This is a genomic window from Pseudomonas sp. P110(2024) (assembly GCF_057480795.1).
The window spans coordinates 167,296-191,988 of record NZ_JBLIYT010000011.1 but is presented as its reverse complement, the minus strand read 5'-3'; the positions used below and the strand labels follow the sequence as shown (position 1 = coordinate 191,988).

Sequence of the window (24,693 nt, the reverse complement as noted above, 5' to 3'; positions counted from 1 at the left end):
CGAGAACACCCCATGCAGCTCTCCTCGCTCACTGCGGTTTCCCCTGTAGACGGCCGTTATGCCGGCAAAACCCAGGCCTTGCGCCCCATTTTCAGCGAATTCGGCCTGATCCGTTTCCGCGCCTTGGTCGAAGTACGCTGGCTGCAGCGCCTGGCCGCCCACCCGCAGATCGGCGAAGTGCCGGCGTTCTCCGCCGAAGCCAACGCCGTGCTGGACAGCCTGGCCACCGATTTCAAACTTGAGCACGCCGAACGCGTCAAGGAAATCGAGCGCACCACCAACCACGACGTCAAGGCCATCGAGTACCTGCTCAAGGAGCAAGCGGCTCAACTGCCTGAGCTGGCCAAGGTCAGCGAGTTCATCCACTTCGCCTGCACCAGCGAGGACATCAATAACCTGTCCCACGCCCTGATGCTGCGCGCCGGCCGTGACGACGTGCTGCTGCCGCTGATGCGCCAGATCGCCGAATCCATCCGTGCACTGGCCCACGCCCACGCCGACGTGCCGATGCTGTCGCGCACCCACGGCCAGCCGGCCTCGCCGACCACCCTGGGTAAAGAGCTGGCCAACGTCGTCTACCGCCTGGAGCGCCAGATCGCCCAGGTGGCAGCCGTGCCGCTGCTGGGCAAGATCAACGGCGCCGTGGGCAACTACAACGCCCACCTGTCGGCCTACTCGCAGATCGACTGGGAAGCCAACGCCCGCGCCTTCATCGAGGACGAGCTGGGCCTGGTGTTCAACCCCTACACCACCCAGATCGAGCCGCACGACTACATCGCCGAGCTGTTCGACGCCATCGCCCGCTTCAACACCATCCTCATCGACTTCGACCGCGACGTCTGGGGCTACATCTCGCTGGGCTACTTCAAGCAGAAGACCGTCGCCGGCGAAATCGGCTCCTCGACCATGCCGCACAAGGTCAACCCGATCGACTTCGAGAACTCCGAAGGCAACCTGGGCATCGCCAATGCACTGTTCCAGCACCTGGCCAGCAAGCTGCCGATCTCGCGCTGGCAGCGCGACCTGACCGACTCCACCGTGCTGCGCAACCTGGGCGTGGGCTTCGCCCACAGCGTCATCGCCTACGAAGCCAGCCTGAAAGGCATCGGCAAGCTGGAAGTCAACGCCGCCCGCATCGCCGCCGACCTGGACGCCTGCTGGGAAGTCCTGGCCGAGCCGATCCAGACCGTGATGCGCCGCTTCAACATCGAGAACCCCTACGAGAAGCTCAAGGAGCTGACCCGTGGCAAGGGCATCACCCCTGAAGCGCTGCTGACCTTCATCGACGGCCTGGACATGCCGGCCGAAGCCAAGGCCGAGCTCAAGCAACTGACCCCGGCGACCTACATCGGCAACGCCGTGGCCCAGGCCAAACGCATCTAAGCTGAGCGTCGCGTACAACGCCCGGCCTGGCCGGGCGTTTTTATTCCCGTACGAAAACTAAGTTTTTTCAATAGGTTGAACATGAATTCTGATACTCCACTGCAACTGTTGGGCGGCCTCACGGCCCGTGAATTCCTGCGCGACTACTGGCAGAAAAAGCCGCTGCTGGTGCGTCAGGCCTTCCCCGACTTCGTCAGCCCTATCGACGCCGACGAGCTGGCCGGCCTGGCCCTGGAAGAAGAAGTCGAGTCGCGCCTGGTACTCGAACACGGCGAGCGCCCGTGGGAGCTGCGCCGCGGCCCGTTCGCCGAGGACGCTTTCGCCGACCTGCCCGAGCGCGACTGGACCCTGCTGGTGCAGGCGGTTGACCAGTTCGTGCCGGAAGTGGCCGAACTGCTTGAAGCGTTCCGCTTCCTGCCGAGCTGGCGCATCGACGATGTGATGATCAGCTATGCGGCGCCCGGCGGCAGCGTCGGCCCGCACTTCGACAACTACGACGTATTCCTGCTGCAGGGCGACGGCACGCGCAACTGGAAAGTCGGGCAGATGTGCAACAGCGACAGCGCGCTGATCGACCACGCCGACCTGCGCATCCTGGCCGACTTCGAGCAGAGCGAAGAGTGGACCCTGGAGCCGGGTGACATGCTCTACCTGCCGCCGCGCCTGGCCCACTACGGCGTTGCCGAGAGCGAGTGCCTGACCTACTCGGTGGGCTTCCGCGCCCCGAGCGCCGCCGAAGTGCTGACCCACTTCACCGACTTCCTCGGCCAGTTCCTGCCGGAGGAAGAGCGCTACAGCGACGCCGACGCCCAGCCGGTCAGCGACCCGCACCAGATCCAGCACGACGCCCTCGACCGCCTCAAGGCGCTGATCGACAAGCACATGGCCGACAAGGACCTGCTGCTGACCTGGTTCGGCCAGTTCATGACCGAGCCGCGTTACCCCGAGCAGGTGGTGGGTGAAGAGCTGAGCGAGCAGGAACTGCTCGACTACCTCGGCCAGGGCGCCATCCTGATCCGCAACCCGAGCGCACGCCTGGCCTGGTCGGAGTTCGGCGACGATCTGCTGCTGTTCGCCAGCGGTCGCAGCTGTCCGCTGCCGGGTAAATTGCGCGAACTGCTGAAGCTGATCTGCTCCGCCGACGCCCTGCACAGCGAGAACCTTGGGCAGTGGCTGGAAGACGAAGACGGCCTGATGCTGGTACAACAACTGGTCATGCAAGGCAGCCTGGGATTCGCCGATGAATAAGATCAGTGTTCGACTGGCCGACTGGCACAAGGACAACGCCGACATCCACCGCATCCGCAGCGCCGTGTTCGTCGCCGAGCAGCACGTGCCGCCGGAGCTGGAATTCGACGCAGAAGACCCGACCGCCGTGCACTTCCTGGCCATGGAGGGCGACTACCCGATCGGTACCGCCCGCCTGCTGCCCGACGGCACCATCGGCCGGGTCTCGGTGCTCAAGGACTGGCGCGGCCTGCATGTGGGCGACGCGCTGATGCGCGCGGTGATCGTCGAGGCGCAGAACCGCGACCTCAAGCAGCAGATGCTCAGCGCCCAGGTGCACGCCACGCCATTCTATGAGCGCCTGGGGTTCCGCGTGGTCAGCGAGGAGTTCCTCGAGGCTGGCATTCCGCACGTGGACATGGTTCGCGACTCGCGCGAGATGGCCTGAGCCATCACGTTGGCCTGCTCTTTTAGGAGCGGCCTTGCCGAGGCGTCGGCAAGGCCGCTCCTACAGGGTTACGCCCTACCCCTCAGGCAATCACAATCTGCCCATCCCCCACCCCCTGGGCCGAGATCCCCACCAGCGTCACGCTATCCCCCCCGAACTTCAGCACCAGGTCATTGCCAACCTGGCTGGCATGGGCACGCCAGTCCGGCGCCGCCGTACCTCTGTCCACGCCAATGAACACCAGCCGGTCCTGCCCGGAGAAGTCCAGCACCCGATCCTGGCCAAAATGCTCGCTGAACAGGAAGGTGTCGCGCCCGCCGCCGCCAATGAGCACATCGTTGCCCGCGCCGCCGACCAGCACGTCATTGCCAGCACCGCCCTGCAGCCGATCGTCACCGCCCAGGCCAAACAACCACTGACCCTGGTTGCCCGCCACCAGTTGGTCGCCAGCCTGGGTGCCGTTGAGCGAAGACGCGTAGGGCGTGACCTTGCCGCTCTCGAACAGCCCCTGCGCCGCGACCCCATGGCTGACCTCCTTGCTGAAGATCAGCAGGCTCGACTCCTTGCTCACCAGGTTCTCGACATTGCGCACCAGGCTGATGCCGCCCTGGGCGTCGCGCACGTACAGCGTGCCCTCGCCGTCCCGGGCGATGCTCAGGTTGGCCAGGGCGTCCTGCAGCTTCAGGGTGTCATGGCCGGCGCCGCCGTCGATCAGGTTGAAGCCGCCGTCGTCGCGGAAGGTGTCATTGCCGGCCCGCCCCTCAAGGTAGTCGTTGCCACGCCCGCCGTGGATCAGGTCATCCTGGTCGGAGCCGATGATGAAGGTGCTGCCTTTGTGCGGCTCGGCATTGCGGTTGAGGTCCTCGACCCAGGTCGAGCCACGGGTGACATCGGACAGGTTGCTGACCACGATGGTCGAGTCGCGGCTGGTCCATTGATAGAACGACGACCCCAGCACCCGACCAAGGCCATCGGCGTAGGCCGTCGGCAGGTGCGACAACCAAGTGGCGATGTTGCCGATGGAGAACGGCAGTAGGTTCCAGGCGTCGGAGGCGTAGTGGTCGTTGAAGTTGACAATGTTGTTGGTGGCCGAGGCCTTGGCGCCGTCGTGCACGCCCAGGGTGCCCCAGGTTGCCGAGGTGCCGTCGAGCACGCGGAACACCGGGTCGTTCTCATAGCCGATATTGAGCACCTTGCTGGCGTCGGCGGCCTGGGTCGGCGAGGCGAAGGCGACGTAACGCGCATCCTGGTAGAAACCGCCCCAGCGCGAGCCGCTGAGATCGGCCAGGCTGTTGACCGCCAGGCCGCCTAGGCTGTGACCACTGACGGTGACATCGGCGCCACTCAGGCCTTTGGCCTTGGCGAAGGCCGCCACATCGGCGAGCAGTTGCCCGAATGCGTTACCGGCGTAGTCACGGGCATAACCGGCCGGGCCGATCGCCGCCAGCAGGTCGTTGATGGCGTCACCGATGGTGTCACCCAGCAGGTTCTCACGCGGGCCGCTGGTGCCGCGGAAGGCGATGCCGATGCCGCTGAGCTGGCCGGCGGCATCGTAGCGCCCAAGGATTTCCACCTGTGCCGAGGTGTAGCCCGGCGCTTCGCCATGGAATGTGCCGCGGGCGTCGGTCTTGCCCTGGTAGCCCAGCTGCGCCGCGCTGATCGGCGTCCAGCCGGCGGCCTTGACCTGCGCCAGGGCCCGGGCTTCGGAGTCAGGGTTCCAGGGGATGCCGGGAATGACGCCCTGACTGTCGGTGCCGCCGATCAGCGCCTTGACCAGGGTGGCCGGCAGGCCCAGGCCAAAACCGTACTTCTGGTAGCCGGCGCTGAAGCCATCGTCGATGCCATGGTAGGCATAGGTGGCCAGGGCCATGGCATCTTTATAGAGCGAGGAGGAGGCAGTGCTGTCGAGCTGTCGGTAATCGAAAACGGGCATTGGTTTACATCCCTGTTGTTCTTGTAGGAAGGACACCCCAGCGACATCGTCCAGTGACACAACTGGCGGGCGAAAGGCAAAGCTGGCACGCATTTGCCGAGTCGTCCAACCCCAAGGGGTGACTACCCTGCCAAACATGCGGGCGAAAAACCTGTACATGCATACAGATAAAGCTTGCCTGCACGCCCTGGCTTGCGCATCCTAGTGCCCATCTTCCGCGATCAAGCGTTCCGGCCATGCGCCTCTTTCTCTGCGAAAAACCCTCCCAGGCAAAAGACATCGCCAAGGTCCTCGGCGCCCAGCGGCGTGGCGACGGCTGCTGGCAAGGCACCGATGTTTGCGTGACCTGGTGCATCGGCCACCTGCTCGAGACCGCCCCACCAGACAGCTACGACGAGCGCTACAAGCGCTGGGTCCTCGAGGACCTGCCGATCATCCCGCAAAAGTGGAAGATGACCGTCAAGCCCAAGACCGCCAGCCAGTACAAGGCGGTCAAGCGCCTGCTCGGCGAGGCCCGCGAACTGGTGATCGCCACCGACGCCGACCGCGAGGGCGAGATGATCGCCCGGGAGCTGGTCGAGCACTGTCGCTACCGAGGGCCGATCCAGCGTCTGTGGCTGTCGGCGCTGGACGATGCCTCGATCCGCAAGGCGCTGGGCCGCCTGCTGCCGGGGCAGGAGACCTTTAGCCTGTACCATTCGGCCCTCGGCCGCTCGCGGGCCGACTGGCTGATCGGCATGAACATGAGCCGCCTGTTCACCCTGCTCGGCCGCCAGTCCGGCTATCAGGGCGTGCTGCCGGTAGGCCGGGTGCAGACACCGACGCTGCGCCTGGTGGTGGACCGCGACCGCAGCATCGCCGACTTCGTGCCGGTGCCCTTCTGGGCCATCGAGGTGCAACTGGAAAGCGCCGGCAGCGTGTTCAACGCCCAGTGGCGCGCGCCGGAGGACGCCTGCGACGACCAGGGTCGCTGCCTGAGGCAGGACCTTGCCCAGCTGGCGGCCGCCGACATGCAGGCGGCCGCCAGCGCCCGGGTGCGCAAGATCGCCACCGAACGCGTGCGCGAGGCGGCTCCCCTGCCCTTCGACCTCGGCACCCTGCAGGAGGTGTGCTCGAAGAAGCTCGGCCTCGGCGCCCAGGAGACCCTGGACATCGCCCAGGCCCTGTACGAGACCCACAAGCTCATCACCTACCCGCGCAGCGACAGCGGCTACCTGCCTCTCAGCCAGCACGGCGAGGCCGCTGGCATCCTCGCCGCCCTTCAGCGTGCCGACGACAGCCTCGCGCCGCTGCGGCCGCACCTGGACCCGGGTCGCCGCTCGCGCGCATGGAACGACCAGAAGGTCAGCGCCCACCACGGCATCATCCCCACCGCCGCCGCCAGCGACCCGGCTCGCCTGCCGCCCAAGTACAAGGCGGTGTATACCCTGATCCGCGCCCGTTACCTGGCGCAGTTCCTGCCCAACCACGAGTACGACCGCACCCAGGCCGAGTTCGATTGCGCCGGTCATGCGCTGCGGGCGGTGGGCAAGCAGATCGTCGAGCCGGGTTGGCGCCGGGCGCTGCCCGAGGCACTGACCCCAACCAAGGGTCGCGAGGCGCCACCGGCCCAGGTGCTGCCGGCGCTGCGCGAAGGCCAGGACTGCGCAGTGCGAGACCTGCAGTTGAAGGACCTGTGGACCCAGCCGCCCAAGCCCTTTACCGAAGGCGACCTGATCAAGGCGATGAAGAACGTCGCCAAGCTGGTCGACGACCCTCGGCTGAAACAGAAGCTCAAGGAAACCACCGGCATCGGCACCGAGGCCACCCGCGCCAGCATCATCCAGGGCCTGCTCGACCGTGGCTATCTGGTCAAGAACGGCAAGGCCCTGTCGGCCACGCCCGCCGCCTTCAGCCTGATCGACGCCGTGCCGCGGGCCATTGCCGACCCCGGCACCACGGCGATCTGGGAACAGGCGCTGGACATGGTGCAGAGCGGCGAGATGAGCCTGGACGAGTTCGTCACCCGCCAGTCGGCCTGGATGGGCAAGCTGGTGCAACGGTGCAGCGGCCTGCGCCTGACCATCAGCGGGCCGGCAGCGGGCAAGGCGGCGGCGCCGTGGAAGAAGAAGCGCAAGGGTGCCGCCAAGGGCAAGACAGCAGCCAGCAAGCCCCGACAGCCGCGGCGCAAGGCATCTACTTAAGGTAGACGAGCTCCAGCTCAACCTGTGGGAGCGGCCTTGCGTCGCGAAAGGGGCGCGCAGCGGCCCCAGGATCTCGGCGCTAGATAGAGAATGTCAGGGGCCGCTCTGCGACCCTTTCGCGACGCAAGGCCGCTCCCACAGAAAATGCGTAAATACCGCCCCTCATGCTAGGCACCTCATCTTAAGACGACTGGCGAAATGAAAATCCTCTGCTATTTTTTCATGAAAATAATCAGAAAAAATTTCACGAGGCCCCGGCATGTTCAAGCAATCCGCCCAGCACGTCGCCAGCTACTACGCCCGCACCTATCCCACTACCCTCACCCTGCGCCCCACCCTGCAAGGCGCTCATGGCACCGACGTCCTGATCGTCGGGGCCGGTTTCAGCGGCCTGCACACGGCCCTGCGCCTGACACTGGCCGGCCAACGCGTGACCCTGCTGGAAGCCAGCCGGGTGGCCTGGGCGGCGTCGGGCCGCAACGGTGGCCAAGCCTTGCTGGGCTGGTCGTGCGACATGCCCCCGCTGGAGCGAGCCCTAGGCCTGGAACGCAGCCGACGCCTGTGGGACAGCATGTGCTGGGCCGCCCGCGAGCTGCGTGAACTGCCCCAGCGCCATGGCTTTGACGTCGACTATCGCCTGGGCAGCCTGTGGACCGCCGTACTGCCACGTCGGGTAAAACTGCTGGAGGAGGCCCGACGTGAAGCACAGGAGAAGTTCGACTACGACTGCCTGCGCCTGATCGGCCGCGAGGAATTGCCCGAGTGGATCGATAGCACCCGTTATCAGGCCGCGCTGTACGACCCCAATGGCGCCCACCTCAACCCACTGAAACTGGCCCAGGGCCTGGCCGGTGTGATCGAGGCGAACGGCGGGCAGATCTACGAGCAGAGCCAGGTACTCGACTACCACGAACACGCCGATGGCTTCGTCGTCCGCACCGATCAGGGCGAGGTGCGCAGTCGCGTACTGGTGCTGGCCTGCAACGCCTATATCGACCGGCTCGACCGTGCCCTGTCACGGCGCCTGTTGCCGGTGGGCTCCTACCAGGTGGCCACGGCGCCGCTGGACGCCGAGTTCGCCGCCTCGCTGCTGCCACGCAACAGCTGCGTGATCGACAACCAGTTCGTTCCCGACTACTTCCGCCTGACACCCGACCATCGCCTGCTTTTCGGGGGCGGCTGCACCTACCTGGGCGGCATCCCCAAGGACGTCGCCAGCGCCACACGGCCCTACCTGGAACGGGTGTTCCCGCAGTTGCGTGGGGTGGCCATCGAACATGCCTGGGGCGGCCATATCGACTGCAGCATCCAGCGCACCCCGGATATCGGCCGTCAGGGCCAACGCTACTGGCTGCAAGGATTCTCCGGGCACGGGGTGCTGCCGACCCTGGCCGGCGCACGCGCCGTCAGTGACGCGATTCTAGGTGACGACGATCTGCTCGCGCTTTACCAGAGTATCGACAATGGCCGCTTCCCTGGCGGCGACCTGCTGGCCGCGCCCCTGGAAGCAGCCGCCAAAGCCTGGTACAGGATGCGCGACCATGTCTGAACCGATCGACGACAACCAAGGCCTGGCGCGACTGGTGCGCGACCTGCGCAAGCACCGTGGGCTGACCCTTGACGAGCTGGCCGGCCGGGTCAAGCGCTCGCTGGGCTTTCTCTCCCAGGTCGAGCGCGGCCTCTCACGCCCCACGGTGGCCGACCTCACCGCCATCAGCGAGGCGCTGCAGGTCCCCACCACCTACTTCTACCAGGCCGTGCCGCCCCGGGCGCTCGACTGGGTCACCCGTCCCGGCGAGCGACGTACCCTGTACTACGCCGCCGGGGTCACCGATGTGCTGGTATCACCGACCCTCACCGGCCGCTTCGCCATGCTCGAAAGCCATCTGGCGCCCGGCGCCAGCAGTGGCGAAGGGCATCTGGATGACAGCTCGGAACAGGGTGGTTTCGTACTCGAGGGCGAACTGACCCTGTGGCTCGAAGGCCAGGAAGATGCCGTCACCCTGTACCCCAACGACAGCTTCCAGCTGCCGCCCCACAGCCAGTTCCGCTACGCCAATCTGACCACCCGAACGACCCGGGTCCTCTGGGTCTTCCGTTGAGAGCATGCCCATGACAAGTACAACAGGCTTCTCCGATCTGCTCAGCGAAGTACGCGCCTTCCGTACCCGACACCCCGAGGTCCGCTACGTCGACCTGATCAGCCTGGACATCCCCGGGCACTTCTACGGCAAGCGTTACCCGATCGACATGCTGGAAAAGGTGGCCGCCGGCAGCCCGCTCAAGCTGCCGCAGAACTGCGTGCTGCTTGGCGTGCAGGGCGGGCTGTTCCCCATCGGCGACTACTGCTTCAACGACGGTGACCCGGACGCCCCGCGCCGCCTGGTGCCCGATACGCTGAAGCCGGTTAATTGGGAGCGCGAGCCGCTGGGGCAGATGCTGATCACTTCGGACGGCACCGCGGCGCCCATCGAGTTCGAGCCCCGCGAGGTGCTGACCCGCGTCCTGCGGCGCCTCGAACGCCGGGGCATCCGCCCGGTGGTGGCGTTCGAACTGGAGTTCTACCTGTTCGACCGGGCGCTGAAGGACGGTCTGCCGCAGTTCCCCCGCGATCCGGCCAGTGGCGATGCCGACGACCAGCCGAACATGCATATCGAGCGTCTTTCGCGGTTTTCCGATGTGTTACGCGAGATGGTCGAGACCGCCAATGCCCAGGGCGTGGACGCCAATGTCATCACCGCCGAGCTGGGCCCTGGCCAGTTCGAGATCAATTTCGCTCACTGCGACGACGGTCTGCGCGCCGCCGACTGGGCGGCGCTGTTCTGTCGCAGCACCCGTGGCGTGGCGCTCAAGCATGGGCTGCGTGCGTCGTTCATGAGCAAGCCCTACCTCCACGCGCCGGGCAGCGGCATGCATGTGCATGTCAGCCTCTACGACGCGGCCGGCAACAACCTGCTCGCCGCCGACGCCCAGCGCCCGCTGCGCCACGCCGTGGCCGGCTGCCTGGCGCTGCTGCCGCACTGCATGCCGGTGTTCGCGGCCAACCACAACGCGTTTCGTCGCTATGGCGCCATGGTCAACGCCGCCAGCCGTGCAAGCTGGGGCTTCGAGGACCGCGACGCCTGCATTCGTATCCCCGAGTCGGATCCGCGCAACCTGCGGATCGAACACCGGCTGGCCGGGGCGGATGCCAATCCATATCTGGTGCTGGCGGCGATACTCTGCGGCATGGAACATGGGCTGGATGCCGCGCAGGAGCCGATCGCGCCGCTGAACGAAGATCGAGGCAGCGGGATCGATTTCCCCAAGGACATGCTCGGCGCGGTGGCGGCCATGCGCGGACACCCGGCAGTCAACGAAGGGCTGGGCGCAGAGTTCGTGATGGTCTATTGCGAGAACAAGCGCCAGGACCATCTGGCGTTTCTGCAGGAGGTCAGTGCGCGGGAGTATCGCTGGTTCCTGTAGGCCCTGTTGCTGCCTCTTCGCGGGTTTACCCGCGAAGAGGCTGGCACTGGAATCACGCGCCGCCCAGGATTACCATGCACCACCTCTAGCGCGGCCTTTTGCCGCACCCCGCCTTCCAGCCTGCGCACACCCCATGCCCTTCGAACTCACCGTAGAACCGCTCACCCTGCTGATCCTCGCCCTGGTCGCCTTCGTCGCCGGCTTCATCGACGCCATTGCCGGCGGCGGCGGGCTGCTGACGACCCCGGCACTGCTCACTGCCGGCATGCCGCCGCACCTGGTGCTGGGCACCAACAAGCTCAGCTCGACCTTCGGCGCCGCCACCGCCAGCATCACCTACTACCGGCGCAAGCTGTTCCACCCGGCGCAGTGGCGCCTGGCGATCGTCGGCACCCTGGCAGGCGCGCTGATCGGCGCGGTGGTGGCCCACTACATGCCTGCCGAATGGTTGAACAAGATGCTGCCGGTGGTCGTCTTTGCCTGTGGCGTCTACCTGCTGTTCGGCGGCACGCCCAAGGCGCCTCTGGACGCCGAGGCGCCGATCAGGAAGAAGTGGCAGTTCCCGCAAGGTTTCACCCTGGGCTTCTATGACGGCGTCGCCGGGCCCGGCACCGGTGCCTTCTGGACCGTTAGCACGTTGCTGCTCTATCCCATCGACCTGGTTCGCGCCAGTGGCGTGGCGCGTAGCATGAACTTCGTCAGCAACATCGCGGCGCTGACGGTGTTCATCATTTCCGGGCAGGTGGATTACATCGTTGGCCTGTGTATGGGGGTGTCGGTGATGATCGGGGCGTTCTTCGGGGCGCGTACTGCGATCAGTGGGGGGAGCAGGTTTATTCGGCCGGTGTTTATTGCCGTGGTGTTGGCGTTGACTGTGCGGTTGGCTTGGCAGCATTGGTTTGGGTAGGGCTTGGGCTTGGGCTTGGGCTTGGGCTTGGGCTTGGGCTTGGGCTTGGGCTTGGGCTTGGGGGCGATTGTTTTGATTTTTGTATGCGCATTCGTAGAAGATAACGACATTTAGTCACCTTTCCGCCCTTACGGCGGCCTACTTTTCTCGTGGGAAAAGTAGGCAAAACCGTCCCGCTCCGTTCATCCGGCCCCTGCGCTTCGCTCCGGGGTTCCCTCGCTCCGTTCTTGCTCCCGGGAGGACCGCGCTGAACGCCCCATCCTGGGGCGCAGCGCTTGACGGGCATCCATGCCCGTCACCTCCCTACGCAAGAACTCCGCTCGGCCTCCTGAAGTCGCAATTGGCGTTGCCCGAACTATCGCGCGCTTAGAAGCAAGAGCAAGAGCAAGAGCAAGAGCAAGAGCAAGAGCAAGAGCAAGAAATGCGAAGTTATTTGTTTGACCATTAGTTATGTATTGGCTGTTCCGGCCCTTTCGCGGGGCAAGCCCGCCCCTACAGGGTTATATATAACGACGAATATTGCGTGGGAGCGGGCTTGCCCCGCGATACAATCGAGAGATCAATTAAATTTCAACTAGCGACAGCTGCGCCAGTCCAGGCGCCGCTCGTAACTTCGCGACTTCAGGAGGCCGAACGGAGGTCTTGCGCAGGGAGGTGACGGGCATGGATGCCCGTCAAGCGCTGGGGCCCAGGATGGGCCCTGCAGCGCGGTCCTCCCCGGAGCAAGGCCGGATGAATGGAGCGCAGCGTTTTTTGGTTACTTTTGTCCGGCCGGCGCTCCGGGCGTTTGACAAAAAGTGACCCGCCGTAAGGGCGGAAAGGTGAATAAGCGTCGACATCGCAAATGAATGCGCCTACAACTTCCAAAACCAACCAACCCAACTAAAACCAACTCAGGCAGGCAAAACCGGCTCAGACAACCCCAACCGCCGAGCAACATACAGATCTATCAGATACCGAGCAATCGACCGCCCCGCCGGCAAAGGCGGCAACTCATGCACATTGAACCACCGCGCATCCTCGATCTCATCCGCCTGCATGACAATCTCCCCCCCAGCATACTCGGCATGAAACCCCAGCATCATCGAATGCGGAAACGGCCAGCACTGGCTACCAACGTACTGGATGTTTTTCACCTCCACCGCCACCTCCTCGCGTACCTCGCGCACCAGGCAGTCCTCGGCCGACTCCCCAGGCTCCGCGAACCCCGCCAGGGTGCTGTAGACCCCGGTGACGAAGCGCGGCGAACGGGCCAGAAGCACCTCGTCCCCGCGAGTAATCAGCACGATCATGCTCGGTGAAATCCGCGGATAGCTGCGCAAGTCGCAGGGCTGGCAATACATCGCCCGCTCCCAGCGAATCTGCGTCATGGCCTGCCCGCAACTGCCGCAGAAACGGTGCTCGCGAGCCCAGGTACCGATCTGCGCGGCGTAACCGAGCACCTTGTAGGTATCGAAGTCGCCCTCGAGCATGAACCGGCGTAGCCCCTGCCAGTGGCAACCCGGCACCTCACCGGCCCCGCGCAGTTCCAACAGGAACACCGGCTGGCCATCGAAATGGCCGATACCATGCTCGCACAGCACGTCCAGGTCCTGGCGCTTGAGCCAGTCGCGGGGGAACAGCGCGCCGTTGGCGTCCACCAGGAACCCTTCCGGGCTGCGGGCGACGGCCAGCCCCCCGGTGATCTGCGGGTCGAGTACTGCGGTTGTCCAGCGTGCTGACATGGTTCGGGTCCCTTGATGGCGCCCGCCACTGTCCAGTCAGTCGGCGAACGTCGGTTGCTGTTTGCTCATGTGCGCGGCCATGGCCACACGCAGGTCTTCGGACTGCAGCATGGCGGCGTTCCAGGTGGCGATGTACTCCAGGCCATCGTCGATGCGATGGTCACGCATGTAGCTGATCATCTCCTTGGTGCCGGCCACGGCGATCGGCGATTTTGCGGCAATCTCGCGGGCGATGGCAAAGACCCCGTCGAGCAGCGCCGCCTGGTCATCATAGACGCGGTTGACCAGGCCGATGCGCAGCGCCTCCTGGGCGTCGACCCGGCGGCCGGTGTAGGCCAGCTCGCGCATGATGCCGTCGCCGATGATACGCGGCAAACGTTGCAAGGTGCCGACATCGGCGGCCATGCCCATGTCGATCTCCTTGATCGAGAACTGCGCGTCAGCGGCGCAGTAGCGCATGTCGCAGGCCGAAACCATATCGATGGCGCCACCGATGCAGTAGCCCTGGATCGCCGCCAGCACCGGCTTGCGGCAGTTGTCCACGGCGTTGAACGAGCCTTGCAGGCGCAGGATGGTGCGGCGCATCACCCGGGCGTTGCGGCCGACGTCCTTGCCCAGTTGCTGCGCCAGGGTGGCCAGCATCGTCAGGTCGATACCGGAGGAGAAGTTCTTGCCAGCGCCGCTGATGACCACCACGCGCACCGCGTCGGTGTCGTCGATCCATTGGAAGATCTCGACCAGTTCTTCCCAGAAGGCGGCGTTCATCGCGTTGATCTTGTCCGGGCGGTTGATCTGCACGTGGGCGATGTTGGCAGTCAGTTCGACCTTGAACGCGGTGTATTCGGTCACGAGCGGCACTCCTGTGGGAAAAGGGTTCACAACGCCGGATCTTAGCGTACCCGCAAGGCTGCACATGTGCCAAAAGCCGGACTGGATGACTTGCACCCCGAGGCGCGATACGGCACCTTGCGCCACTGCTGAATCAAAAGGATACAAATTCATGTCCCGTTCCCTGACCGGCACCCTCGCCCATGCTTTCCTGGGCCAGTCGCCGCGTTGGTACAAGGCCATCATCTGCCTGTTCCTGGTGCTCAACCCGTTGCTGCTGGCGACCCTTGGCCCGGTGGTTACCGGCTGGGTGCTGGTGATCCAGTTCATCTTCACCCTGGGGATGGCGCTCAAGTGCTACCCGCTAATGCCCGGCGGCCTGCTGCTGGTCGAGGCGCTGCTGCTGCGCATGACCACGCCCGAGGCCCTGTACGAAGAGCTGCAGCACAACTTCCCGGTAATCCTGCTGCTGATGTTCATGGTCGCCGGCATTCACTTCATGAAGGAGCTGCTGCTGTATCTGTTCTCGCGGATCCTGCTGGGGGTGCGTTCCAAGGCGATACTGAGCCTGCTGTTCTGCGTGCTCTCGGCGTTTCTCTCGGCGTTCCTCGACGCCCTGACCGTGACCGCGGTGATCATCAGCGCCGCGGTGGGATTCTATGCGGTGTACCACCGGGTCGCCTCGGGCACCAACCCACGGGAGGAGTCGGCGCTGGACAGCGACCACCAGGTCGAACAACTGCACCGCGACGACCTCGACCAGTTCCGCGCCTTCCTGCGCAGCCTGCTGATGCACGGCGCGGTGGGCACGGCGCTGGGTGGCGTGTGCACCCTGGTAGGCGAGCCGCAGAACCTGCTGATCGGCCATGAAATGGGTTGGCACTTCGCCGACTTCTTTCTCAAGGTCGCGCCGGTGTCGATGCCGGTACTGGCGGCAGGCCTGGCGACCTGCGTGCTGCTGGAGAAGCTGCGCCTGTTCGGCTACGGCACGCTGATGCCCGAGCGTGTGCGCCAGGTACTGGCCGCCTACGCCGCCGAGGACGACGCCGCGCGCACTCCGGCCCAGCGCATCGCCCTGGTGGTGCAAGGCTTGGCCGCGTTGATCCTGATCGTCTGCCTGGGCCTGCACATCGCCGAGGTCGGCTTGATCGGCCTGATGGTCATCGTGCTGATCACCGCCTTCACCGGCATCACCGACGAGCACCGCCTGGGCCGCGCATTCCAGGACGCCATGCCGTTCACCGCGCTGCTGGTGGTGTTCTTCGCCGTGGTCGCGGTGATCCACCAGCAGCAACTGTTCAGCCCACTGATCGCCTGGGTGCTGGCCCTGCCCAGCGAGCAGCAGCCAGGCATGCTGTACCTGGCCAACGGCCTGCTGTCGGCGATCAGCGACAACGTGTTCGTCGCCACCATCTACATCACCGAGGTCAAGCAGGCGTTCGTCAATGGCGCAATGAGCCGCGAGCACTTCGAAACCCTGGCGGTGGCGATCAACACCGGCACCAACCTGCCCAGCGTGGCCACGCCCAATGGCCAGGCGGCGTTCCTGTTCTTGCTGACCTCGGCGATCGCGCCGCTGGTTCGACTGTCCTATGGACGCATGGTGTGGATGGCCTTGCCCTACACCGTGGTCATGGGTGGCCTGGGCTGGTGGGCGGTGACCTACTGGCTGTAGCCGAACCCTCTGCAGGAGTGGCTTTAGCCGCTCCTGCAGGCGACCGCGCCTTTTCCCGTTTTCTCTCCTCCCGCGCCCCCATCCGTCGAGCCCTGACTATCGTTCAGCACTGCTGTCGATTCTCGCCAACCCCGTTCGACTATCCAGCACACCCACCCGAGGAGATTCATCCCATGCGCAAGCTCATCGTCGCCGCCTTCATCACCCTCGACGGCGTCATGCAGGCCCCCGGCGGTCCGCAGGAGGACACCAGCGGCGGCTTCACCCATGGCGGCTGGATCCCGCCGTTGGCCGACGAGGCCTTCGGCCAGGCCATGCAAACCCTGTTCAGCCAACCGTTCGAACTGCTGCTGGGGCGGCGCACCTACGACATCTTCGCCGGGTTCTGGCCAGAAGTCGGGCCCGAGGCGCCGGATCGTCCGTTGGCCGACCTGTTCAATGGCGTGGCCAAGCATGTCGCCACCCACCACCCCGCATCCATCGAGTGGCAAAACAGCCACACGTTGGGTGCCGATGTGACAGGCGCGGTGCGCGCGCTCAAGCAACAGGACGGCCCGGCGCTGCTGACCCAAGGCAGCGGTGAACTGGTACGCCAGCTGCTGGCGGCCGGGCTGGTGGACGAACTGCGCCTGTTGATCCATCCCCTGCTGCTGGGGCGCGGCAAGCGCCTGTTCGGTGACGATGCACAGGCTGCAGCCTTCAAGCTGGTGGAATCGAGCAGCACGCCCAACGGGGTACTGCTGGCGCATTACGTGCGCAGCGGCGAGGTACAGACAGGATCGTTCTGAGCTCGGTCAGTCGAGCAGGCGGGCGATGGCGTTGGCGAAGCCTTGCGGGTCTTCGAGCATCATCAGGTGCCCCGCACGCGGCAGCACGGTAAAACTGGCCGCCTGCTCCTCGGCCCAGTGCGGTACATCCCAGCCAGCCCGTGAGTGTTCGCCGGCGACCAGGTGCACCGGTTTCGTGGCGAACAACGTGCGCAGCTCCACCAGATAACCTGGTAAGCCGGTCACCGCGACCACCGAGCGCGCCATGGCCTGCAGCGTGCCCGCGCCCTGGTGGGCCAGCCACTGGTCCGCCAGGGCCAGGCGCCCAGGATTGGCCACGATGCCGGAGCGGGCCAGCCAGGTAGAGGCATCGTCACGATAACCTAGCAGCAATGCCTCGGCCTCGACTGGGGCCATGCGCGCCACCGATGCCGACCAGAACGCATCCTTCAAGGTGAAGTTGCCCTCGACACTGATCACGCTCGCCACGCTGGCTGGATAGCGCCGGGCGAACAGCATCGCCACCACTCCACCCACGGAGTGGCCGAGCAGGTTCACATAGGGCAAGTTGCGCGCCAGCAGGATCTGCCGCAGGTGCTCGACCTGGGCGTCGATATCGACCAGCGTCGATGGCGTGTCGTCCAAGCCGCCATAGCCGAGCAGGTCCGGGGCGAACACCTTCCTGGGTCGCAGGGTGCGCTGAAACGTCGGGTGATCCAAGCAGCCGATCAGGCCATTGAGCATTACCACGGGCGTATCCATAGCCTGCCTCGACACTGTGCTTGCGGGACCCGCAGCATGCGACCTGCCACGGTTATTGAACAGCACAATCCCATTGCGCCGCGCCAATGAGCGTTTTCCCGCATGCCCTTGTTATCATCCAGGTTCAACCGGGAGGGAACCGATGCTCGACATTCGCCGTGCCAGCCGCCACGACGCACTGGAAACCTACACCATCCGCCGCCAGGCAATCCTGCACCAGTGCGCCGAGGCTTACGGCGACACGCTGGCCCAGGCCTGGGCCGACGTACCGTTCACCGAGGGCTACGCAGCCCTGGTCGCCGACCATTTCCACCTTGCCTGCGTGGACGGCACGATCGTCGCCACCGGCATGCTCGACCTGCACAGCGGCGAACTGGGCGCACTGTTCGTACTGCCGTCGTTCATGGGCCAGGGCATCGCCCGCAGGATGGTCGAACACCTCGAAGGCATCGCCCGGGCCGAGGGCCTGGAAACGGTCAATCTGGATGCCACCCTCAACGCCGCCGCGTTCTATCGCCGCTGCGGCTACGTCGGCGAGGCACAATCGACCTACCAGTCGCCCTTTGGCCTCGAACTGTCCTGCATCCCCATGCGCAAGGCCATGGTCCGGGTATAAGATCAGAGCCCCCTGCCCCGGAGACCCGTCCCATGCTGCCCACCGCCCCCTCCCTGCACAGTGCACGCCGCGTCCGCCTGCAGGCCTTGCGCGGGCGGGTCGGCCTGGGGCTGGTGGCCGGGCTTTCGGTGCTGGCCGGCATGACCGATGCCATCGGCCTGCTGGCGTTGGGCGACTTCGTCTCGTTCATGAGCGGCAACACCACGCGCCTGGCGGTGGCCATCAGCCAGGCGGACCTGGCGCTGATCCTGCGTCTGGCCTTGGCGATCCTCGGTTTCGTGCTGGGCAATACCCTGGGTGTCCTGCTGGCCCGGCGCCTAAACCGGCGCGCCGCGCCCTTGCTGCTGATCGTCGCCACCCTGTTGGCCTTCGCCGCGGCCTGGCCGGCGTCGATCACCTTCCCCGCGCTGATCGCAGCCACCCTGGCCATGGGCATGCTCAATGCCGTGGTCGAACAGGTGAACGGCCTGCCGATCGGCCTGACCTACGTCACCGGCGCGTTGTCGCGCTTCGGCCGTGGCCTGGGACGTTGGCTGCTGGGTGAGCGGCGCGATGGCTGGCGAGTGCAACTGGTACCCTGGAGCGGCATGCTGCTGGGCGCCGCGCTCGGCGCCTGGCTGCAACAGCGGCTTGGCTTGCAGGCGTTGGCGGCCAGTTGCGCCCTGGCCTGCCTGCTGGCGCTGGTGACGGTGTTCATTCCACGGGCCTGGCAACTGGGCTACATGCCGCGCTGAGGACGGACCAGACAGCGCAAGCCCGTAGCGGCAGGATATGCTTATCCTTCAATAGTCACTATCGAGCGCAGCAATTTCCAAAGCGTCAACGTGGCCAATAACCTGAGCTCATCGATTCGACACCCTCGAACCCCAGGCTCACGGAACCGCCCCGATGAACACCACCGCCCGCCACCTCCTCGCTGCCCTGGCCATCGCCGTGCTGAGCGGCTGTGCCAGTCATCCCGAGCAGCGCCCCTATACCGCCGAGGAAACTCGCCAGTTGCAACTCGAAGCGCTGCAACGTCAGGGCCTGAGTCTGGAAGAGTACGAGCAGCGCAAACTGGCGGTGTCGCGCGCCGGCCGCCCGCAGGTGGTGACCGACGCCGCCAGGGCCAGGACCGCGATCAGCGGTTGACCTCGACCTCCTCCAGGAGCGCCAGCAGGTGCTCGTTGAACGACACCGGCCCTTCCTCCACCACGAAATGCCCGCAACCCGGCAGGATTACGCCCTGCAACGCGTCGGCGTGCCCCCGCATCGTCAGCAGCGCACCGAGTCGATCGTCGAGCGCCTGCGCCAGGCATTGACCCTGCTGCCGAGCAGCCAGGGTTTACACGTTTCTCTGCAGGAGCGCGAGGCCGTTAACCTTGGCCCTGGCAAAGCTGTTAGCCTTGCCCTGTTCAGGTCACCACGGACAGCCCATGGCCAACCACAAGATCGAGATCCGCCGGCGCAACGTCGAGAAGATCCTGCAAGCCGCCGAGCAGGTGTTCGCCGACAAGGGCTACGGCGCCACCTCCATGGGCGATATCGCCGAGCTGGCGCAACTGCCGCGCTCCAACCTGCACTACTACTTCAGCACCAAGGACGAGCTGTACCGCGCCGTGCTGCAGGACCTGCTGGATGTGTGGAAGCAGGACGCCCTGTGCTTCGAGCGCTTCGACGACCCCAGGGTGGTACTGACCAGCTACATCCGCGCCAAGATGGGCCACTCGCGCTCAAGGCCGCTGGGCTCGAAGATCTGGGCCGAGGAGATGCTCCACGGCGCCCCGCTGCTCGGCGCCAGCCTGGACGAAATCCTGGTGCCCTGGGCGCAGCTCAAGCAAGCGAAGATCCGCAGTTGGGTCGAGGAACGCCGCATCCTGCCGGTGGAGCCGTCTGCGCTGCTGTACATGATCTGGGCCGCGACCCAGCACTACGCCGACTTCGGCTACCAGGTCAACCTGCTCAATGGCGGCGAGTCGCTGTCCGACGTGGCGTTCGAGCAAGCGGTGCAGACCGTCACCGGCGTCATCCTGCGCGGTATCGGCCTGGAGCCATGAACTAGCGCCCCAGGTGCTCGCACAGGAAGTCGATGAACACCCGGGTCTTGTGCGGCACATGGCTGCTGTTCGGGTAGACGACGCTGATGGGCTGCGCCGGCAGGCTGTAGTCCGGCAACACGCGCCGCAACCTGCCGGCGTCCAGATCCTCCTCGACCAGCCAGGCAGGCAGCACTGCCACGCCCAGCGCGGCGCAGGCCATCGCCCGGATGGCGTGGGACGCATTGGACTGGTAGACCGCCTTGCCCACCACGCTCGCACTGCCACTGCGCGTTGCGTGCAAGGTCCAACTGGTCGGGCTGCGCAGGTTGCTATTGGCGATCCAGGGTACCTGCGCAAGGTCGGCAGGCTCGGTGATGGCATGGCGAGCGAGAAAGGGCGGTGAGGCCACCAGCAGAATGTCGTAGTCAGCCAGCTTGCGACTGCGCAGGTTCGAGTCCATCAGGGCACCGAGGCGCACCACCAGGTCGAGCCGTTCGGCAATCAGGTCGCTCAGCGACGAGTCGGTCTCGTAGCTGATCGACAACGCTGGGTAGCGCTCGGCGAACACCGGGATCAGCGGCAGGATGAAGCGCTCGCCGTACTCCCCGGTGGTACTGATGCGCAGTCGGCCTGATACCCCATTGTGCCGGCGCAGCACACTGTCGAAGGCGCCTTCGACATCGCTGACGATCACCTTGAAGTCTTCGTAGAAACCTTGGCCGGTTTCGGTCAGGGCGATGGAACGGGTGCTGCGCGCCAGCAGCGTCACTCCCAGGGCCTGCTCCAGCGCCTTGACGTGCTGGCTGGCCATGGCTTTGCTGATGCCGAGAAAGTCCGCCGCCTTGGTAAAGGAGCCGAAATCGACCACCGCCAGAAACGTCTGCACCCGGTTGAGCTGGGTGTGGAGGGCCGTGCGCGGCATTGTTCACTTCCATCAAACAGAGTTTCAAGGGTAGCGATATCGACGGGGACAGTCCACGGCACCTACGCTGCGCGCCGAAAAGGAGTGGCAATGACGTACCGATATCGCGTGGCAACGATCTTCCTGATGGGCTTCTTCATCGACTGCATCAACCTGTTCATGCCGACCGTGGCGTTGCCGCGGATCACGGACCAGTTCGCCATTGGCAATGCCAGCAGCGCCTGGGTCGGCAACGCCTACATGCTCGGGCTGACCCTGGCCGTGCCGGTGAGCACCTGGCTGGCGACCCACTGGGGCGCGCGGCGCCTGCTGTGCGCCGCGATGCTGGGGTTCAGCGTGGCAGTTTGGGGCTGTGGGGAAGCCGCAAGCTTCGCCGCGCTGATCGCCTGGCGTCTGCTCCAGGGGATGGCCGGTGGCCTGCTGATCCCTGTGGGGCAAGCGCTGACCTTCGAGCGGTTCCAGGGCCCGGAGCGCGCCCGCGTGTCCACCCTGGTGATGGCCGTGGCGCTACTGGCGCCGGCGCTGTCGCCGACCCTCGGCGGGATGATCGTCGACCATGGCCGCTGGCCGTGGGTCTTCCACTGCAACATTCCGCTGGCCCTGCTGACGGCGGCGCTGGCCTGGGCCTGGATTGACCAGACGCCCGGCCCGACAGCCTCCCGCCCGGACTTCAAGGGATTGCTGCTGGTCAGCGCCACCCTCGCCTGCCTGCTGCTGGGTCTGTCGCTGTACGGCGCTGGCCATGGCCTCGCGCTGACCATCGCCTGCCTGCTGGCCAGCGTGTCCTGCGCCCTGCTGTACCGCGCCCACTACCGACGCTCGGCCGGCGGCATCGTCGAACTCAAGCTGCTCGGCAGCCCTCGTCTGCGGGTCTCGATGCAGGTCTACCATGCGATCCCCGGTGTGTTCACTGGGGTCAACCTGCTGAACATCTTCTACCTGCAGGACGTGTTGAAACTGAGCGCCCAGGCCACCGGCCTGTTCATGCTGGTCTATGCCACCGGAGCCTTGGCCGCCATGCTGGTGACCGGCCGCCTGTACAACCGCGTCGGTGCCGTCCGCCTGCTGCTGCTCGGCCTGCTTCTGCACAGCCTGGGTATCAGCCTGCTGATATGGGTCGCCACGCCGACGGATAGCGCCGCGCTGGTCGCGGCCTACGGCCTCATGGGTATCGGCGGCGGCGTCGGCGCCAACACCGCCCAGACGACCGCGCTGCTCGATTTCAGCGGCGAACGGATGCAGCAGGCCAGCGTACTGTGGAACCTCAATCGACAGATGGCCTTCAGCGCCGGCGCAGCCTTGCTGCTGATGATCTTCAACCTGCTGCTGGTGGACCTGGACGCGTCTTCGGCCTATCGCCTGACCTTTGCCCTGGCCGCGCTGCTGGGGCTGCTGCCATTGTTGGTACTGAACACACTGCCCAAGGAGAACCACGCCCATGCCTGAACACGCGATTGCCCGCGCCGAACGCAGCATTCATCACGTCCACGAACTGATCCAGATGATCTTCACTCGGTCGGCGGCCGAGACCCAGTCGGTGCTCGGCGGCCTGATGGCGGTGTTCGCCGACGATTTCAGCATGGTGGGCACGACAGGCAGGCTAGTGGGCCGCCAGCAGGTCGAGCAGTTGTTCAAGGGGGCCGCAGGCACACGGCCCGGCCTGCAGATCACGGTCGGCGATGTGCAAGTGGTGTGGCAGGCCGGGGTGAATGTGGCGGTGCGCTACAAGGAAACCCACCGCGCGCAGGACGTGACACGGGCACGCTGGTCGCTGGCATTGCTCGAATGCAGCGACCGTGGGGTGGTGTGGCGCTGCCTGCACGAGACGGCGATCCAATAAGCCCTTTCGCGACAATGCTCTCATTCGATCGGTAGAGGCACGTTTGAACTGCAGGCGGCGTCCTGCAACTGGCCAAGCCATCACTGGCCCAGGCTGGCAACCGCCTGCCTGGCGGCAATCTCCTGCCCTGAACGGGCCAGCTCATCCGCCGCCCGCAACCAGCGCTGGCGATCCACCTCGGCCGGCAGCTGCCGTGGCGACTGCAGCAGCACCGCCCAACTGCCCTCCTTGGCCCACGCCGATTCGAAATCATCGAAGGCCATCAACTGCCGTCGATGCATGCCCGAACGCAACAGCACCCGCTGCTTGTAGCGGTCATAGCCGATCAACACGGCGTAGCGCGTCTCGCTCCACCAGGCCGAACCTTCCTGGTAGCGCAGCAGCACCGGATAACCGGCGGCCACCTGCGCGAGCAAGGCGTCCAGGTGCTTGTCCAGCGGGTACACCACCCGGCCATACTCGCGGGCAACCCGGGGGATGCCGGTATCCAGCGATTCGGCGGCCTGGGGCAGGCCCAGCGCCTTGTCGAGCAGGCCCGGGGTAATCGGCGCGCCCTGTTGCGACAGCACCGCGGCCAGGGCCATCGAGCCGCTGTGGTTGGCGTTGCCGCGATAGAACGGCACGCTGCTGATCTCGACCCGCTGCGCCAGGCCCTTGAGCGCGGCAGGCGGCGAGCTTGCGCAACCGGAAAGGGTCGCCACCACCAGGCAGGCGGCCAGCAGGCGACGTGGGCCCAGGGCCCGAAACTTGGAGAGCTTTTGCAACGTGGACACTCGCTTGTTCCGCGGTCAGGCAGGCAGCGCCCGACCAAGAAGCCGATCATAGGACGCTGGCGCCTGCGGGTATAGCCCGGCGCGGGCTTGGAACAAAACAACCCAAGGACTAGACCTTCGGTCAATGGAACGTCACAGGCGACGGGCTAGACTAAAGCTGTGTCTGGATGGCGAGTCTGGCTCGCCAGAGATAAGGAGGCACACATGAGCCTGACAATGGCAATTCTAATGCTGGTCGGCATGTGGCTCAGCGTTGCGGCGGCCATGCTCTGGGGGGTGTTGCGCATCGTGCGCCGGCATTCCCACCCTCATCACCTGCCACCCCATGCACTGGCCAAGGCCCAGCCCATGCGCCGTGTCCGACGCCATGCCGGGGCTCATTGACAGCATCTACACACTTCGAGCCATGAACGACAAGAGGGAGCCCAGGCTCCCTCTTGCTTATTATCATTTGTAGCTTGCGGCTCAGTTGCCCTCGGCCGCCTCACGCTTCAAGCGTGCCCGACGCGCCAGGATGTTGAGGATCTCGATCGCCGTGGAGAACGCCATGGCCGCATACACATAACCTTTCGGCACATGTGCGCCGAAACCTTCGGCGATCAGGGTCATGCCGATCATGATCAGGAAGCCCAGGGCCAGCATCACCACGGTCGGGTTGTCGTTGATGAACTTGGCCAGCGGGTCGGCGGCTACCAGCATCACGATGACGGCGCTGATCACGGCGATGATCATGATCGGCAGGTGCTCGGTCATGCCCACGGCGGTGATGATGCTGTCGATCGAGAAGACGATGTCCAGCAGCAGTATCTGGAAAATCGCCGCGGTGAAGCCGATGGTCACGGTGCTGCCAACCTTGGACTCTTCCTTGGCGCCGTGAGGGTCGACGCTTTCATGGATCTCCTTGGTCGCCTTCCACAGCAGGAACAGGCCACCGGCGATGAGGATCATGTCCTTCCACGAGAACGTGTGGCCGAACACCTCGACCACAGGCTCCGTCAGCTGAACGATCCAGGCCACGGTACTGAGCAGCGCCAGGCGCATGACCAGGGCCATGCTGATACCGATACGGCGTGCCTTGGAGCGGTATTGCTCAGGCAGCTTGTTGGTGAGGATGGAGATGAAGATCAGGTTGTCGATGCCAAGCACGACCTCCATGGCCACCAGGGTGGCGAGGGCAACCCAGGCGGTGGGGCTTGCGGCGAGTTCCAGCAAATATTCCATT

25 protein-coding genes are annotated in these 24,693 nt (G+C 65.4%); 17 read left to right on the top strand and 8 right to left on the bottom strand.

All coding sequences use genetic code 11. The annotated features are described in order from the left end of the window. The first annotated feature begins 12 nt into the window (after positions 1-12). From purB to AC25ND_RS18950, 3 genes are all read left to right on the top strand, one after another. Positions 13-1,383 carry an adenylosuccinate lyase gene (gene purB / locus AC25ND_RS18960; protein WP_062359667.1) on the top strand — a complete coding sequence of 457 codons (1,371 nt, stop codon included), beginning with the start codon at positions 13-15 and terminating at the stop codon, positions 1,381-1,383. An 81-nt stretch (positions 1,384-1,464) separates the two neighbouring features. Then, complete coding sequence (locus AC25ND_RS18955; protein WP_028692398.1) at positions 1,465-2,631, top strand: ribosomal protein uL16 3-hydroxylase; 1,167 nt, start codon at positions 1,465-1,467, stop codon at positions 2,629-2,631. Next, complete coding sequence (locus tag AC25ND_RS18950; protein ID WP_028692399.1) at positions 2,624-3,058, top strand: GNAT family N-acetyltransferase; 435 nt, start codon at positions 2,624-2,626, stop codon at positions 3,056-3,058. Before AC25ND_RS18955 ends, AC25ND_RS18950 begins: the two co-directional genes overlap by 8 nt. Positions 3,059-3,140: 82 nt before the next feature. Here the strand turns inward: AC25ND_RS18950 and AC25ND_RS18945 are convergent, their stop codons facing one another. After that, positions 3,141-4,991, bottom strand: a complete 1,851-nt coding sequence (locus AC25ND_RS18945) for a polyurethane esterase (RefSeq protein ID WP_486976519.1) — start codon at positions 4,989-4,991, stop codon at positions 3,141-3,143. Positions 4,992-5,227: 236 nt separating this feature from the next. Between AC25ND_RS18945 and AC25ND_RS18940 the strand changes: the two genes are divergently transcribed. From AC25ND_RS18940 to AC25ND_RS18920, 5 genes are all read left to right on the top strand, one after another. Beyond that, on the top strand, positions 5,228-7,174 hold the full coding sequence (locus AC25ND_RS18940) for a DNA topoisomerase III (protein WP_486976518.1): 1,947 nt from the start codon (positions 5,228-5,230) through the stop codon (positions 7,172-7,174). Between the two features lie 259 nt (positions 7,175-7,433). Next, the gene (locus tag AC25ND_RS18935; protein ID WP_486976517.1) at positions 7,434-8,723 is read left to right on the top strand and encodes an NAD(P)/FAD-dependent oxidoreductase; all 1,290 of its coding nucleotides are present in this window, start codon (positions 7,434-7,436) and stop codon (positions 8,721-8,723) included. After that, complete coding sequence (locus AC25ND_RS18930) at positions 8,716-9,276, top strand: helix-turn-helix domain-containing protein (protein ID WP_028692403.1); 561 nt, start codon at positions 8,716-8,718, stop codon at positions 9,274-9,276. The genes AC25ND_RS18935 and AC25ND_RS18930 overlap by 8 nt, the downstream gene beginning before the upstream one ends. A 10-nt stretch (positions 9,277-9,286) precedes the next feature. Beyond that, positions 9,287-10,639: a glutamine synthetase family protein gene (locus tag AC25ND_RS18925; protein WP_207852823.1), complete on the top strand. Its 1,353-nt coding sequence runs from the start codon at positions 9,287-9,289 to the stop codon at positions 10,637-10,639. A 133-nt stretch (positions 10,640-10,772) separates the two neighbouring features. Beyond that, entirely contained in the window at positions 10,773-11,546 is a 774-nt protein-coding gene (locus tag AC25ND_RS18920; protein ID WP_028692405.1) for a TSUP family transporter, read from the top strand. 893 nt (positions 11,547-12,439) lie between these two features. Here the strand turns inward: AC25ND_RS18920 and nudC are convergent. Together nudC and AC25ND_RS18910 are read right to left on the bottom strand one after the other, a co-directional pair. After that, positions 12,440-13,270, bottom strand: a complete 831-nt coding sequence (gene nudC, locus AC25ND_RS18915; protein WP_088851775.1) for an NAD(+) diphosphatase — start codon at positions 13,268-13,270, stop codon at positions 12,440-12,442. Positions 13,271-13,306: 36 nt separating this feature from the next. After that, positions 13,307-14,119, bottom strand: coding sequence for a crotonase/enoyl-CoA hydratase family protein (locus AC25ND_RS18910; protein ID WP_486976516.1), 813 nt, complete (start codon positions 14,117-14,119; stop codon positions 13,307-13,309). 151 nt (positions 14,120-14,270) lie between these two features. Here AC25ND_RS18910 and nhaB point away from each other — a divergent pair, with 151 nt between their 5' ends. Together nhaB and AC25ND_RS18900 are read left to right on the top strand one after the other, a co-directional pair. Then, on the top strand, positions 14,271-15,773 hold the full coding sequence (nhaB, locus tag AC25ND_RS18905) for a sodium/proton antiporter NhaB (protein WP_486976515.1): 1,503 nt from the start codon (positions 14,271-14,273) through the stop codon (positions 15,771-15,773). Between the two features lie 173 nt (positions 15,774-15,946). Then, complete coding sequence (locus tag AC25ND_RS18900) at positions 15,947-16,561, top strand: dihydrofolate reductase family protein (RefSeq protein ID WP_028692409.1); 615 nt, start codon at positions 15,947-15,949, stop codon at positions 16,559-16,561. Positions 16,562-16,567: 6 nt separating this feature from the next. Here the strand turns inward: AC25ND_RS18900 and AC25ND_RS18895 are convergent, their stop codons facing one another. Beyond that, complete coding sequence (locus AC25ND_RS18895) at positions 16,568-17,302, bottom strand: alpha/beta fold hydrolase (RefSeq protein WP_486976514.1); 735 nt, start codon at positions 17,300-17,302, stop codon at positions 16,568-16,570. 142 nt (positions 17,303-17,444) lie between these two features. Here AC25ND_RS18895 and AC25ND_RS18890 point away from each other — a divergent pair, with 142 nt between their 5' ends. From AC25ND_RS18890 to AC25ND_RS18880, 3 genes are all read left to right on the top strand, one after another. Next, a complete protein-coding gene (locus AC25ND_RS18890; RefSeq protein ID WP_088851776.1) occupies positions 17,445-17,918 on the top strand; it encodes a GNAT family N-acetyltransferase in 474 nt (157 codons plus the stop codon). A 32-nt stretch (positions 17,919-17,950) separates the two neighbouring features. Continuing rightward, positions 17,951-18,652 carry a YoaK family protein gene (locus tag AC25ND_RS18885; RefSeq protein WP_028692412.1) on the top strand — a complete coding sequence of 234 codons (702 nt, stop codon included), beginning with the start codon at positions 17,951-17,953 and terminating at the stop codon, positions 18,650-18,652. 154 nt (positions 18,653-18,806) lie between these two features. Next, positions 18,807-19,049, top strand: coding sequence for a hypothetical protein (locus AC25ND_RS18880; RefSeq protein ID WP_028692413.1), 243 nt, complete (start codon positions 18,807-18,809; stop codon positions 19,047-19,049). Here the strand turns inward: AC25ND_RS18880 and AC25ND_RS18875 are convergent. After that, positions 19,039-19,170: an alpha/beta hydrolase gene (locus tag AC25ND_RS18875; protein WP_139121070.1), complete on the bottom strand. Its 132-nt coding sequence runs from the start codon at positions 19,168-19,170 to the stop codon at positions 19,039-19,041. The genes AC25ND_RS18880 and AC25ND_RS18875 overlap by 11 nt on opposite strands. Before the next feature lie 163 nt (positions 19,171-19,333). Between AC25ND_RS18875 and AC25ND_RS18870 the strand changes: the two genes are divergently transcribed. Further along, positions 19,334-19,954 carry a TetR/AcrR family transcriptional regulator gene (locus AC25ND_RS18870; protein ID WP_062573522.1) on the top strand — a complete coding sequence of 207 codons (621 nt, stop codon included), beginning with the start codon at positions 19,334-19,336 and terminating at the stop codon, positions 19,952-19,954. A gap of 1 nt (position 19,955) precedes the next feature. Here AC25ND_RS18870 and AC25ND_RS18865 read toward each other — a convergent pair whose 3' ends face one another. Then, complete coding sequence (locus AC25ND_RS18865) at positions 19,956-20,858, bottom strand: LysR family transcriptional regulator (RefSeq protein ID WP_062361185.1); 903 nt, start codon at positions 20,856-20,858, stop codon at positions 19,956-19,958. 90 nt (positions 20,859-20,948) lie between these two features. Here AC25ND_RS18865 and AC25ND_RS18860 point away from each other — a divergent pair, with 90 nt between their 5' ends. Together AC25ND_RS18860 and AC25ND_RS18855 are read left to right on the top strand one after the other, a co-directional pair. Further along, positions 20,949-22,304, top strand: coding sequence for an MFS transporter (locus AC25ND_RS18860; RefSeq protein WP_486976513.1), 1,356 nt, complete (start codon positions 20,949-20,951; stop codon positions 22,302-22,304). After that, positions 22,297-22,698 carry a nuclear transport factor 2 family protein gene (locus tag AC25ND_RS18855; RefSeq protein WP_062361181.1) on the top strand — a complete coding sequence of 134 codons (402 nt, stop codon included), beginning with the start codon at positions 22,297-22,299 and terminating at the stop codon, positions 22,696-22,698. The genes AC25ND_RS18860 and AC25ND_RS18855 overlap by 8 nt, the downstream gene beginning before the upstream one ends. A gap of 80 nt (positions 22,699-22,778) precedes the next feature. Here AC25ND_RS18855 and AC25ND_RS18850 read toward each other — a convergent pair whose 3' ends face one another. Beyond that, positions 22,779-23,471: a peptidase C39 family protein gene (locus tag AC25ND_RS18850; protein WP_051555746.1), complete on the bottom strand. Its 693-nt coding sequence runs from the start codon at positions 23,469-23,471 to the stop codon at positions 22,779-22,781. A 204-nt stretch (positions 23,472-23,675) separates the two neighbouring features. On the opposite strand from AC25ND_RS18850, the gene AC25ND_RS18845 reads away from it, so the two are divergent. Next, positions 23,676-23,855 (top strand): hypothetical protein, encoded by a 180-nt coding sequence (locus AC25ND_RS18845; protein ID WP_028692419.1) that lies wholly within the window; start codon positions 23,676-23,678, stop codon positions 23,853-23,855. An 81-nt stretch (positions 23,856-23,936) separates the two neighbouring features. On the opposite strand, the gene AC25ND_RS18840 is transcribed toward AC25ND_RS18845, so the two are convergent. Further along, positions 23,937-24,692, bottom strand: a complete 756-nt coding sequence (locus tag AC25ND_RS18840) for a TerC family protein (RefSeq protein ID WP_028692420.1) — start codon at positions 24,690-24,692, stop codon at positions 23,937-23,939. Position 24,693 lies beyond the last annotated feature (1 nt).